This is a genomic window from Lachnoclostridium sp. An14 (assembly GCF_002160755.1).
Lineage (GTDB): Bacteria > Bacillota > Clostridia > Lachnospirales > Lachnospiraceae > Lachnoclostridium_A.
This window is the reverse complement of record NZ_NFLE01000004.1, coordinates 14723-27866: the sequence shown is the minus strand read 5'-3', so window position 1 is coordinate 27866 and position 13144 is coordinate 14723. Positions and strand designations below refer to the sequence as shown.

General features: G+C 55.2%; 12 protein-coding genes and 1 riboswitch. Of the genes, 5 read left to right on the top strand and 7 right to left on the bottom strand.

The features are described 5' to 3' along the window. Positions 1–6 precede the first annotated feature (6 nt). Positions 7–936 carry a substrate-binding periplasmic protein gene (locus B5E84_RS03445; RefSeq protein ID WP_087219302.1) on the bottom strand — a complete coding sequence of 310 codons (930 nt, stop codon included), beginning with the start codon at positions 934–936 and terminating at the stop codon, positions 7–9. 581 nt (positions 937–1517) lie between these two features. Between B5E84_RS03445 and tnpA the strand changes: the two genes are divergently transcribed. Both tnpA and B5E84_RS03435 read left to right on the top strand, forming a co-directional pair. Beyond that, positions 1518–1991: an IS200/IS605 family transposase gene (gene tnpA, locus B5E84_RS03440; RefSeq protein WP_087219299.1), complete on the top strand. Its 474-nt coding sequence runs from the start codon at positions 1518–1520 to the stop codon at positions 1989–1991. Between the two features lie 324 nt (positions 1992–2315). Next, positions 2316–3542, top strand: coding sequence for an MFS transporter (locus B5E84_RS03435; RefSeq protein ID WP_087219296.1), 1227 nt, complete (start codon positions 2316–2318; stop codon positions 3540–3542). Positions 3543–3655: 113 nt separating this feature from the next. Here B5E84_RS03435 and B5E84_RS03430 read toward each other — a convergent pair whose 3' ends face one another. From B5E84_RS03430 to B5E84_RS03405, 6 genes are all read right to left on the bottom strand, one after another. Continuing rightward, positions 3656–4834: a phosphoribosylaminoimidazolecarboxamide formyltransferase gene (locus B5E84_RS03430; RefSeq protein ID WP_087219293.1), complete on the bottom strand. Its 1179-nt coding sequence runs from the start codon at positions 4832–4834 to the stop codon at positions 3656–3658. Between the two features lie 14 nt (positions 4835–4848). Further along, the gene (locus B5E84_RS03425) at positions 4849–5562 is read right to left on the bottom strand and encodes an IMP cyclohydrolase (RefSeq protein ID WP_087219290.1); all 714 of its coding nucleotides are present in this window, start codon (positions 5560–5562) and stop codon (positions 4849–4851) included. Positions 5563–5677: 115 nt separating this feature from the next. Next, positions 5678–5759: riboswitch (ZMP/ZTP riboswitch) on the bottom strand. Between the two features lie 66 nt (positions 5760–5825). Beyond that, a complete protein-coding gene (locus B5E84_RS03420; RefSeq protein ID WP_087219286.1) occupies positions 5826–6539 on the bottom strand; it encodes a hypothetical protein in 714 nt (237 codons plus the stop codon). Between the two features lie 32 nt (positions 6540–6571). Then, positions 6572–7936 carry an ABC transporter permease gene (locus B5E84_RS03415; protein ID WP_087219283.1) on the bottom strand — a complete coding sequence of 455 codons (1365 nt, stop codon included), beginning with the start codon at positions 7934–7936 and terminating at the stop codon, positions 6572–6574. Continuing rightward, complete coding sequence (locus B5E84_RS03410) at positions 7923–9758, bottom strand: COG1361 S-layer family protein (protein ID WP_087219281.1); 1836 nt, start codon at positions 9756–9758, stop codon at positions 7923–7925. Before B5E84_RS03410 ends, B5E84_RS03415 begins: the two co-directional genes overlap by 14 nt. Further along, complete coding sequence (locus B5E84_RS03405) at positions 9759–10505, bottom strand: ABC transporter ATP-binding protein (protein WP_242963253.1); 747 nt, start codon at positions 10503–10505, stop codon at positions 9759–9761. It lies immediately after the preceding gene. Between the two features lie 673 nt (positions 10506–11178). Here B5E84_RS03405 and pyrB point away from each other — a divergent pair. From pyrB to B5E84_RS03390, 3 genes are read left to right on the top strand one after another with little or no spacing between them, the layout of a single operon-like run. Continuing rightward, positions 11179–12102 (top strand): aspartate carbamoyltransferase, encoded by a 924-nt coding sequence (pyrB, locus tag B5E84_RS03400; RefSeq protein WP_087219275.1) that lies wholly within the window; start codon positions 11179–11181, stop codon positions 12100–12102. Then, positions 12096–12530, top strand: coding sequence for an aspartate carbamoyltransferase regulatory subunit (locus B5E84_RS03395; RefSeq protein WP_087219272.1), 435 nt, complete (start codon positions 12096–12098; stop codon positions 12528–12530). Before pyrB ends, B5E84_RS03395 begins: the two co-directional genes overlap by 7 nt. Before the next feature lie 34 nt (positions 12531–12564). Next, on the top strand, positions 12565–12882 hold the full coding sequence (locus B5E84_RS03390) for a hypothetical protein (protein WP_087219269.1): 318 nt from the start codon (positions 12565–12567) through the stop codon (positions 12880–12882). Positions 12883–13144 lie beyond the last annotated feature (262 nt).

The following is a 13144-nucleotide window of genomic DNA, read 5'->3' as shown; positions in this document are numbered from 1 at the left end:
TCCCTATTAATTGATGCCCAGGCTCGTGGCATATTCTGAATACTCCTGATACCATTCCTTGTAAAGACCCTTTTCCGTCACCTCGGCGATGATGCGGTTTACTTCCGCCGCCAGCTCCGTCTCGCCCTTTTTCATGCCGATTCTCGTTCCCTGGGTAGTCTCATCCACCACAAACCGGAATCCGTCTACCAGGGCCATCCCGCAGTCGGGATTGGCGTCTAAAAACAGCTGGGCGGTGGTGGCTGCCGTGATGCAGGCGTCCGCTTTCTCCTCCTGAACCATCAGGAACCCGTCGGTGGTGGCGGAAACCCGTTTCTCCTCCTTGCAGGCCGGAACCTGCTGCTGGAGGAACAGCTCCTGCAGGGAACCGCTCTGCACCACTACGGTCTTATCGCCTAAGTCGTCGGCGCTTTTGATCTCATCCAGGTCCTCCTCCCGTACCAGAAGGCCGTACCAGGTGGCGTCCGCGTCGTAGTAATATCCATCAGAAAGCTCCATAGCCTCCGCCCTCGTGGGGGTGTAGGCCAGAGCGGAAATGGCCATGTCGTATTTTCCCTCCGTCACGCTGCTGAGCACTGCGGTGAATTCCAGAGGTACGATCCGGCACTCCACACCCAGGGAATCGGCGATGTAACGGGCCAGCTCGATGTCCGCTCCCACGTACTTATCGTCTCCCTGTCTGGTAGGATCAATGAACTCATTGGGAGCGAAATAGGGCTCCGTGGCTACCTCCAGGTATCCTCTCTCCTTGATCTGCTCCAGCCGGTTTCCGCTGGCCGCCGCCGTCTCCTCCGCGCTCTCCTGGGTGGTCGCCAGCACTTCGCCGGTTCCTGCCGGCGGAGTCTCCACCGTTCCCAGAGCGGAACAGCCGCTCATCATCAGCCCTGCCATCACCACTGCCGCCAGTCCCCATCTATTTCCCAATCTTCTTTTCATACCATATCCTCCCTGTTTCGTCCATCACTTTAGTCTGCTAATATGGTAACATTATAAAATATCCATCGCCCCATGTCAACCATTTTCTCACTTTTTTTCCAGAACAATCCGCGGACAGCTCGATTTTCTCCTATTTTTCCATCCGTTCTCCTTTTTCATTGGATTTGACATTCCGCCAATTCTGTGCTATGCTCGGAAAAGCATAAAAGAAAGGGAGGTGGCTTGATGTCGTCTGTTCGCTAAATACGGGACAATAAAACAAGCGAAAGGTTTCGCCCCATCATATATGGATGGGCTGTTTTTGTCGTACTTATTTTGCGGACAGAGCCATGAATCACCCTCATATCCAGGCGTTTTTGCGCGCCTGGCAGCTTTGCGTGAAATGATCCGTGCTCCCTGGCGCGAGGGAGAACAGGCAGGCAGACGGCCCATCTGGGACGCTGCCTGCTTTTTATTGTGTCACAGAAAAAATAAACCCCCTGCTATGCAGGGGGAGGGAAGATCTTTAGATAAAAGTAACTCCTGTGCTAGAATAAAAGTAGGTCTGCCAACCACAAATATAAAAGCACAGGAGGTCCAATATGGACAAAAATAGTTTAGCGCATACAAAATGGGAATGCAAGTATCACATTGTATTTGCACCGAAATATCGTAGACAGGTAATATATAAAGAAATTCGAGCAGATGTAGGGCAGATACTGGGAACGTTATGCAGAAGGAAAGGAATAGAGATCATAGAGGCAGAGTGTATGCCAGATCATGTGCATATGCTGGTAAGGATTCCCCCCAAATACTCAGTATCAGAAATCGTAGGGTATTTGAAAGGGAAATCGAGCCTAATGATCTTCGAAAAACACGCAAATTTGAAATATAAGTATGGGAATCGACATTTCTGGTGCCGTGGGTATTTCGTAGATACAGTGGGAAAGAATGTGTCAGCGATAAAGGCGTATATCCAAAATCAGCTGAAAGAAGATCTAGAATATGACCAGATGTCGATAGTAGAGTACATAGACCCGTTTACGGGAGAGCCGGTAAGGAAACACAAGAAATAAACCACTTGGAGTGGTAGTAGGAAGTCAAAGCAAACCAGCAAGCCCCATATGGGGCTGCGCCGGAGGAAGGGAGCACTGAGAAAGGCCCTTAAGGGCCAGCTGAGAATGTGGTGCAGTAGGCAGACCGTCAGTGCGCCTTCCGGGCGCAGGCAGGTAAAAGCCCCTTATAGGGGCAGTGCAAGCCACCGGCTAAGCCGGTGGTCTTGACTTAACAGGAAACTGCGTTTCCCGTTAAATAAAAATGCTCCGCAAGGAGGCGCACACTTTTTTATTGTCTCCATAGTTGGAATTTGAGCAAAAACAGCAGTAGAAAGGATCAGAACTATGTTTGAGAAACAAAATTGGAAACTGAAATTTTTTATGGTGGCATTGGGACAGGCCGTCTCCATGCTGGGCAGTCACGGCGTCCAGTTTGCCTTGATCTGGTGGCTGGCGGAACAGACCTCCTCCCCCTTCATGCTGGGACTTTCTGGTTTGGTGGCCTATCTGCCCATGAGCCTTTTCAGCCCTCTGGCGGGAGTCGCCGCCGACCGGCTGAACCGGAAGTGGGTCTGCATCGTCTCCGATATGGCCATGGGCCTCATGGCGGCGGCTTACGCCCTTTGCCTGGCCTTCTTTGACCTGCCGGCGTGGACCGTGCTCCTGATGCTGGGGGCCAGAGGAGCCGGAAATACCTTCCAGCAGCCAGCCATCCAGTCCATCATCCCCCAGCTGGCCCCAGCCGACCAACTGGTAAAAACCAATGGTTGGATGCAGCTTTTAAACGCCGGCTCTTTCCTCTTAGGGCCAGTCATCGGCGCCGCCCTCTACGCGGCCCTTCCCCTGTCCGCAGTCCTCTTAAGCGACGTGGCCGGGGCGGTGTTTGCCAGTGCCATGCTGGCGGTGGTGCCGGTGCCGGAGCTGAAAAAGAAGGAGGAGCGCCCCCTTCCCATAACCGCCCAGGTGCGGGAGGGCCTGGAAGTATTCCGGAAGGACCGGGAATTGTTCTTCCTGGTGATCGCGGAGGCACTGTGTATGTTTTTCTACGCACCCCTCTCCTCCTTTTATCCCCTTATGACCAGCAGCTATTTCTGCCTGTCAGCCATGCACGGAAGTGCCGTGGAACTGTCCTTCGCCGTGGGGATGCTTTTATCCTCTCTGCTCTTTTCCAGCGTTATGACAGTGAAACGGAAACTGCGCGCCTCCTACCTGGGCCTGGCCGGTATCGGTCTCATGTCCGCCCTAGGCGGAATGCTGCCGCCCACTTTTTCCGGCTGGCTTCTGTTTGCCGCTGTCTGCGTAGGGCTGGGGGCCTTTGGAAACGTCCATTCTATCCCTCTCACCGCCTATATCCAGGAGACAGTGGAGCCGGAGAAAATGGGCCGCGCCTTCTCCATGCTGACCCTGATCTCCTCCGTCACCATGCCAGTAGGCCTGCTCTTTAGCAGCCCCATCGCCGAGGCGCTGGGCGTCTCCTCCTGGTTTTTCCTCTCCGGTGCCGCCATCCTGTTTCTCACCGGCGCCGTTTTGCTGGTGCGCCGCGCGCATCCGTCAGAGGCTTTCCTGTCATAGGAAACAAGGGAGGGGCCTCTCATGAGGCATCCCTCCCTTGTCTTAATTCTTCTTAATATACACAGCGCCGTCCACGGACACCCCAAAGCGTCCGTCTCCCGCCCCGTTTCCCCTTAGTGATGGAACAGGCGGATTCCCGTAAACGCCATGGCCATCCCGTACTGGTTGCAAGTCTCGATCACGTTGTCGTCCCGCACGGAGCCGCCCGGCTCGGCGATGTACTTCACACCGCTCTTGTAGGCCCGGTCGATGTTGTCCCCGAAGGGGAAGAAGGCGTCAGAGCCCAGGGCCACGCCGGTCATCTGATCCAGCCATGCCCGTTTCTCCTCCCTGGTAAACACAGGCGGTTTCACCTTAAACGTCTGCTCCCAGCGGCCGTCCGCCAGCACGTCCATGTACTCCTCGCCGATGTAGACGTCGATGGCGTTGTCCCGGTCAGCCCGCTTGATGCCGTCCACAAACTGAAGGTTCAGCACCTGGGGCGCCTGGCGCAGGAACCAGTTGTCTGCCTTCTGGCCCGCCAGCCTGGTGCAGTGCACCCGGGACTGCTGTCCGGCGCCGATGCCGATGGCCTGGCCGCCCTTTACGTAGCAGACGGAGTTGGACTGGGTGTATTTTAAGGTGATCAGGGCGATCATCAGGTCGATTTTGGCGGAATCCGGGATGTCCTTGTTCTCCGTCACCACGTTGGAGAGCAGCTCCCGGTTGATGGCCAGCTCATTTCTGCCTTGCTCGAAGGTGATGCCAAAGACCTGCTTGCGCTCGATGGGATCGGGGCGGTAGGCCGAGTCGATCTGGATCACGTTGTAGTTGCCGTTTTTCTTGGAGCGCAGGATCTCCAGGGCCTCCGGCTCGTAGCCGGGAGCGATGACGCCGTCAGACACCTCTCTCTTGATGAGCTTTGCGGTGTCCGCGTCGCAGACGTCGGAGAGGGCGATGAAATCCCCGAAGGAGGACATCCGATCCGCTCCTCTGGCGCGGGCGTAGGCGCTGGCCAGGGGAGAAAGCTCTCCCATATCGTCCACCCAGTAGATTTTGCGCAGGGTGTCATCTAAGGGCAGGCCCACAGCCGCTCCCGCCGGAGACACGTGCTTAAAGGAGGTGGCGGCCGGAAGTCCGGTGGCCTCTTTCAGCTCCTTCACCAGCTGCCAGCCGTTGAAGGCGTCCAGGAAATTGATGTAGCCCGGTCTTCCGCTGAGTACCTGGATGGGAAGTTCTCCCTCTCCCTCCATGTAGATCCTGGAAGGTTTCTGATTGGGGTTGCAGCCGTACTTTAATTCCAATTCCTTCATAATTGAACTCCTCCTCACTGATTCTTATTCACAATCCTGGTCTCATAGGCTCCCGTCTCGATGTCGATGTAGCGGACAAAGAGGGATACCTTGTTCTCCTCGTTTAAGCTCTCCCACAGAAGGGCGGTAAAGCTGTCGATGTCTCCTGCGATCTCCACCCGTTTCGGCTCGCCCTCAAAGCTGGGCAGGGGATTTCCGTCGTGCATATAGGTGTGGATGAACCGTCCCTCGCCGTTTGCCGGGTTCTCGTAGGCGTAGGTGAACCGGCAGCAGCTATTCGGATCCCCGTTGTTGCTCTTTAAGATGGACATGGCGTAGTTGTATCTGCCGTTTTCGATGTGCAGGATTCCGGAGATCCTGGGAGTGTAGTTGGGGCCGTCCGGCTCAAACTCCCGGCTCCGAAGGGACTGCTCAAAGGTGAGCTGGCGGTCCATTCCCTCATAAATGGTGTCGGTCTGGTCTCCGTTTGTCACAATGGTCTTGTTTCCCAGCACCCGCACCGGGGCATAGATGATCAGGCTGGGATCCGTCAGCTTGGCCGGGTCGAAGGCCTGGGTGCGGATGCCCTCGCCGTCCTCCACGAATACCCGGTTGCGGCTGTTCTCGCTCCGTCCCATGATAAAATAGGCGGTCACCGCCTTTTTCCCGTCGCCGGTCTTTCCGATCACGATTCCCCGTCCCGGATAGGCATTTGACTTCAGTTCCTGCTCCATTGATACGATTTCCATGAATCTTCCTCCTGGTTCTTGTGTGAGTGGTGAAATGGCTGGCAGAGCGCGCGTCCCGCCGGGCGGTTTTGTGCCAAGAACACAAAAACCGCCCGGACAGCCTATGGTCCTTCCATAGTGCTGCCCAGACGGTCGACAATTCTGCTTCCACGTGCTCCCTGTGGTTCCCCACTGATCCGTCAGTCGCACGTCCTGACCTTATCTTAGCCGAAAGCGGGAAAAATTGCAAGTATTTTTCTTAAGACATCCTTTCGGCCTCCGTCCTACTCCGTCTCCCGGGTCTGTACCGCCCCGTCCACGATCCACTGGCCGTCCTCGTTCACCTCCCAGCCGTCCGGGGTGACCGTGTTTCTCGCCAGCAGGCCGCTGTCGTCAAAATAGTAGCAGGCCCCGCCGATCCAGACCCATTCCCCGCGGTAGATGGTGCCGTTTCTGAGGAGATACCGGTTTCCGTCCGCGGTCCAGCCCAGACGGCCGGAATCCAGGTCATAAGCTCCGGCGCTCTTGTCCGACGGCTGTCCTCCGTCGATGAGGGGGACCAGGTTTCTCTCCCCGTTCTCCAGCGCCCCGTATATGGGGGACGCCTGCCCGTAGTCGTAGCCGTACCAGGAAATGTACTTGGCCTCCAGCTCCTCCGACGGCCGGGTCTGTACCACCCCGTCCACGGTCCACTGGCCGTCCTCGTTCACCTCCCAGCCGTCCGGCGTCGTCCCTCCCGCGATCAGCTCATAGCCGAAATCTCCTCCAAAGAGGTAGCACTCCGCCGTGCCGTCGTGATTTCCGTCGATCCAGTACCAGCCTTCCCGGACGTTTTCTCCACCGGCGCAGTAGCCCCATTCTCCCACGGCGTTCACCCACCAGTAGCTTCCGTCCATCGCCCCGGCCATCCTGGCCAGAGCCGGTTCCGGACACAGCACCGCTCCCAAAAGAGCCGCCCCCGCCAGGGCGATTCCCCGCATTTTTCCCATTCTGCTCATGTCAAACCTTCTTTCTCCATCCTCAAAACGTCCTACTCATTCCGGATCGCCGCCAGGGGGCTTAATTTCATGGCCCGCACCGCCGGGAAGAAACCGGCCACCATGCCCACCACAATGGCAAACACCAGGGCCATCCCCGCCAGCCACAGAGGGATCCGGGAAATGTTTCCCTCCGTCCCCATCATTCCCATCACCTGGCTCACCGCCGGCAAATGGTTCATGACGTAGGACAGGCTGTAGCTCAGGATCAGCCCCACCATGCCTCCCATGAGGCCAATAAAACCGGATTCCATGAGAAACATATTGCGGATATTTCCCATATCGCAGCCCAGCACCTTCATGACGCCGATCTCCTTCGTCCTCTCGTAAATGGACATCATCATGGTGTTGGCGATGCCGATGGCCGCCACGAACAGGGACACCGCCCCGATGCCTCCCAGGACCATCTGGGTGATCTGGGACTGTTTTTTGCTCTGTTCCATCCACTCGGAGTTGCTGCTGGCCTGGAATCCCATGTCGCTGATGACGGTCTGCACATCCTTTACGTTGTCGATCTCGTCCACGTAGACCACGGCGCTGCTGTATATGAAGTAGTTGTAGGGCTTTCCCTTTTTGTTGGTGGGCTGTCCGGGGATGGGATTCTTCTTAAACACCTTTCTCAACTGCGTCTTTAAAGCCTCTAAGTCAGTGTACACATCCCAGCTGTACATATTGTAGTCCGTGGGGCCGCCCTCCACGATTCCCGCCACGGGAACCAGATACTTCTTCGGCGGTTTCACCGACGTGCCGTCGGCATTGGTTCCGCCGTTCATGGACTGGTAATAGGCATCCATGTCGTAAACCACGAAAATGGGCTGTCCCATGAGATCCACATCCGGCAGCTCTCCCGTCTCATAGTAGCTGCCGCCCCGCTTTCCATTGGAAAAGTTCTGGATTACCATGTTTCCAAACAGCAGCTCCACCTCGCTGCCGTCCATCTTGGGATACGTCCCCTCTCCCACGCTGATCTGTTCCATATAGTCCCTGGTAACCCCGATCAGGTTCACGTAAGAGGCGGTATACTGCCCTTGGCGCATCATCACAGAGTAGTTCAGCAGAGGAGACACCCCGGTCACGTGCCCCAGCCGTCTAAACTGCTCGATGACATCGTCCGTCATATAGTTGGGATCGGAACTGCCGTCCTGCTGGTAGTAGGCATCGCTGTACACATTGATGGCCGTCATACTCCCGTAGGATTCCAGGATCTCCATCTGCATCTCGCTCATGCCGATTCCCAGGGACATCATCACCACGATGGAGGCCGTGCCCACGATCACTCCCAGGACCGTCAGCGCCGTCCGCAGCTTTCTGCGCCTCAAATTATTGACGCTCATGACCAGAAGGTCAAGAAATCTCATCGTCTATCTCCTCCGCCTCTGCCTGCAGTCTCTTTTTGCGCCTCTGTTTTCTCCACACCGTAAAGCCCGCGATGCCGCCGGCCGCCAATACGGCCGCGGCGATCACTGCCACCTTATGGCGGGCGAAAAAGCCCTGCTCCGGCTCTACCTCCACCATGTTTCCCACGTCGATGGAGTCAAAATCCATGGGCACCTCCTCCGTGACAAAGAGGGTCATCTCCTTTTCCATGGTGGAAACCACCCCGTCCTCATCCTCGTAGGACACGGTGATCTTGATTTTTCCATCGTCCATGGTGGGAGCGGCGCCCTTTACCATGGCATCCACGTTTCCCGTCTCTCCCGGCTTGATGTTTCCCACGTAGCTCTCCGTGGTGACGATGGAGTCGCCCTCAAACTTGGCGTTTACATTGTAGAGGGTGACACGGCCGGTGTTGTTGATGGGGAACATGACGTTGCTCTCGGAGCCCACGGTGATGCTGTCCGGCATCACGTCGATGGTGCCGGTGCTGAGCCTGGGAATCTGCCGCACGGGGATGTCCACCACCACCTTATTGGTGGCGTTTTTAAACTCCGGGCTGTCGTAGGTCTCATTGATGGTCAGGGCGTAGGAGCGCTGGTCCACGCCGGCCCTGGATTTCATCATAATCCGCAGCTCCGTCACCTCCCCGGCGCCCATCCGGTTCACCGTAAAGGAGGAGGAACCGCTCTCCGTGGTAAACACGGCGCTGTCCGACACCTTCTCCGACTCCAGGGAAAACAGGATATTGCTGGCGGGAATGTCGGAGGAAGCGTTCTTCATCCGCAGCACCAGCTCAAACTCCTGCCCCGCGATAATATCCGCCGGAATCGTCTCAAAGCTGTCTACAATGAGTCTGGCCTGGGTTCTGTCGTTTTCGTTGAAATCTCCCAGATCGTCCTCCTTGTCTTTATTGTGGATGCGCACGTAGAAGGTGCGCTCGATCTTTAAATAGTCCCCGGTGTGGGTGGAATTGTCCCGGTACTGGATGATGGCCTTGATGGGATAATAGCCGCTGTAGGTGTCCTCCCGGATCGCCATGCTGTAGCCCAGCTGCACCGTCTCCCCGGCCTCCACCTTCTCAAACCGCCGGTCATAGTTGCCATCGTTGATCTCGAAGGGGTATTTGGTATCGTCCTCGCTCATCTCCAGGCTCACCACCACATCGTAGGCGGTGAAGGTGCTGGCGTTTCTCATGTTGACAGCAAAATTCATCACGTTGGGGTAGGTGCCGTCCGGCGTGTTCTGCCCCTCTCCCAGCACCATATCCAGATCTCCCGTATCCTCGTCATCGTCCTCGTCAGAGCTGGTGGCCACGCTGACCCAGATATTGACGTATTCGTCCGTCATATCAAAATTGTCTCCGAAGGCCTTGACGGGGAAACAGTAGTACCCTTCCTCAATATCCCGGCGCACCTTGGCGGAAAGGGTGACGTTTTTGGACTTTCCCGCCTTCACCGTGCCCAGCTTTTTCATGTTTTCTTCTTCAAACATCCCCTTGGTGATCTCGAAGGGGAACTGGAAATTGCTCTCCAGGGTCTCGCTGTCGTCCAGAAAATCCACGTCGTAGTCGGAAAAACCGATCTTCACGTTCTCCAGGTCGTAGTCGCTGGTATTGGTAAATTTGAAGGTGATATTGGCCGTTTTTCCCGTCTTGGCGGCGGTGATCTTCTCCACGGAGATAAACTCGTTGTCATTCATATTTTTATAGGCCGCCCAGGTTTCCCTGGCGCCCGTGACCGGCACGCTCCCCAGCGCCGCCAGCCCGGCCATACAGCCGATCATCCATCGTTTCCACTTTTTCACTTACAGTTCCTCCTCATCCTCATGATGCTGCTCCTCGATTTTCAGTATTTTCCCGTCCACAATGTGGATTTGCTTGTCCGCGAACCCCGCCAGATAGTTGTCATGGGTGACCATGATCAGGGTCTGCTTCTGCTCCCTGACGATCCGGCGCATGAGCTTTAGGACCTCCTTTGTGGTCTTGGAGTCCAGGTTTCCCGTGGGCTCGTCCGCGAAAATGATCCTGGGATTTACCACCAGCGCCCTGGCGATGCCCACCCGCTGCTGCTGTCCGCCGGACATCTCGTTTGCCATGTGGTTCATCTGCTTTTCCAGCCCCACTAATTTCAGGTATTTCCTGGCCTTTTCCAGGCGAATCTTTTTGGGAATGCCGCGAAAGGACAGGGGGAGAGCCACATTCTCCACCGCGTTCATGGTCTTTAACAGGTTGTAGGACTGGAAAATAAAGCCCACGTTCTCCCGCCGGAAGGTGACCAGCTCCTTCTCCGTCATCCGCTCGATGTGGGTGCCGGCGATGATGATTTCTCCCTTGGAGGGCTTTTCCAGACCAGCCATCATATTTAACAGGGTGGATTTTCCGGAGCCGGACGGGCCGACCACGGCGCAGAATTCCCCCCGGTTTAAGGAAAAATCCACTCCGTTTAAGGCAAATACCTTTGACTCCCCCACCCGGTACACCTTGTAAAGATTCTTCACCCGGATGATGGGGGGTTCTTTTTTTTTCTCTGTCGTTTCCGTTATTTCCGCCACGTCTCCTACCTCCTGTCGCTGTACCCCTATCATACTATGATTCCGAAAAAATGTCTTTAATAATTTGATAGAAAATACTTACTATTTCCTTACACCTTTCTATCCGGCGCAAAAACCCCTGGAAACCGCCCAGCCTCCCTTCTCCTTTACGGCAAACGCCCATTTTCCGGAAACGGAATCCATTTCCCCTTTCCCTGAGGAGCACATAAAAAATGGGAAATCGAGAAAAACAAAAAAATTTTTTCGATGTATTTTAAAAAAGACTGGAAATCTTTCTCCGCCTGTTATATAATGGAAAAAATTTCAGGAGGTTTCCCCATGCTGCTAAGACGGGATTTTGCCGGGTCTGGTTTTACATCGGTTGTCCATATTTCCATCACAGCTCACTGACGAGTGTAGATTTCTCTCTCATCAATGGGTGTGGTGGTTTTTTTTTGCAGCGGCGGGGATTTCCAGCTGAAAGCACCAATACTGTAACCGTCCGGCTATGCCATTCACCATTTGACAGATGCTACATAATCCGCTGACTGGAAATGCCGGTCAGCCGTCAAATGATTTCCACCGGGCGTCTGCCCCGCAGAAACGCATGGCAGCGCTGCTTGGCGCCCAAGCTCCCGCAGCGTTTCCCCCATGTTTTCGCATGGTCAAACGGTTACCAAATAAGGAGGAATTTATGAGACATTTACTGAATCCACTGGATTTTTCCGTGGAAGAAATCAGCCAGCTTTTGGATCTGGCAAGCGACATCGAACACAATCTTCCGAAATATGCTCACGTATGCGACGGCAAAAAGCTGGCGACCCTGTTCTACGAGCCCAGCACCCGGACACGGTTAAGCTTTGAGGCCGCTATGTTAAACCTGGGAGGAAACGTGCTGGGCTTTGCCTCCGCCGACTCCAGCTCCGCCGCCAAAGGAGAGAGCGTGGCAGATACCATCCGCATCATCTCCTGCTACGCCGACATCTGCGCCATGCGCCACCCCAAGGAGGGCGCGCCTCTGGTGGCGTCTCAGTTTTCCTCCATCCCGGTGATCAACGCCGGTGACGGCGGCCATCAGCATCCCACCCAGACCCTGACGGACCTGCTCACCATCCGCAACCTGAAGGGACGGCTGGACAACCTGACCGTGGGCCTCTGCGGCGATCTGAAATTCGGACGCACCGTCCACTCCCTCATTGAGGCCCTGGTGCGCTACACCGGCATCCGGTTCGTGCTCATCTCCCCCCAGGAGCTGCGCATCCCCGACTACATCCGCACCGACGTGCTGGACAAAAAGCAGGTGGAGTACAAAGAGGTGGACAACTTAGACGAGGCCATGCCGGAGTTAGACATCCTCTACATGACCAGGGTACAGAAAGAGCGTTTCTTCAACGAGGAGGATTACATCCGCCTGAAGGATTCCTACATCCTGGACCGCCAGAAGATGAAACTGGCCAAGAAGGATATGTTCGTCCTCCATCCCCTTCCCCGGGTCAACGAGATCTCCGTGGAGGTGGACAAGGATCCCAGAGCGGCCTATTTTAAGCAGGCGCAGTTTGGGGTGTACGTGAGAATGGCTCTTATTATGACTTTACTGGAGGTGGAAAAACCATGTTAAATATCAGCGGAATCAAGGACGGCATCGTGCTGGATCACATTGCGGCAGGCAAAAGCCTGGACATCTACTATCACCTTGGCCTGGATCAGTTAGACTGCGAGGTGGCCATCATCAAGAACGCCAGAAGCAATAAGATGGGCCGCAAGGACATCATCAAAATCGCCGGGAACTTAGACAACCTGGATCTGGACGTGTTAGGCTACATTGACCACAACATCACCGTAAACATCATCGCCGACGGCTCCATCGTGGAGAAAAAGGCCCTGAAGCTGCCGAAAAAAATCGTCAACGTCATTCGCTGCAAGAACCCCCGGTGCATCACCTCCATCGAGCAGGAGCTGCCCCACGTGTTCAAGCTGGCGGACGAGGAGAAAAAGGTGTACCGCTGCCTGTACTGCGAGGAGAAGTATGGGAAGATAAAGAAATAAAAGGGACTGCGGGACTGAAATCGAGGTGGTAAATTTGCTGAAACAGGAGAACCATAAACAGCTGACAAAAAGAATCCTTGCCGTAGCCCTCCTGTTTCTGGGCATCCTGTTGGGAGGCACCTGGAAACGCACAGGGTTTTGTTTTGGAGACAGGGTATTTTCCGCCCTTGGATTTCCCATTTGGTCTAACGGGACAGAGGGCACCCATTACCCGGCGATTGCCGGTATGGTTATGATCCTGGCCGGGATCGCTGTACTCCATATGACATTATCAAAAAAAGCACGGGTTTGGGTGTGGGGCATTGCCATCTTCCTCCTTCTTGTGATCAATTTCAGCTGTGCTTATGTGTAAACGCGGCTGCTCCGCAAAGGCGGCTAAACGGGACTGACTGTTCCCATAATCTCCAAAACGGCTCTGCCCCCCGGGAATCTTCCCAGGCGCAGAGCCGTTTTCTTTTTTCATCCTTTTCTCTCCGCCATTTTCGTAACCGTTCAGCCATGCCATTCATAATTTGACGGATTCTACAAAATTGACTAACGTTAAATATTATTAGCCGTCAAATGATTCATGCCGGGCGTCCGCCCTATAGAAACATATGGCAAAACACTGCTTA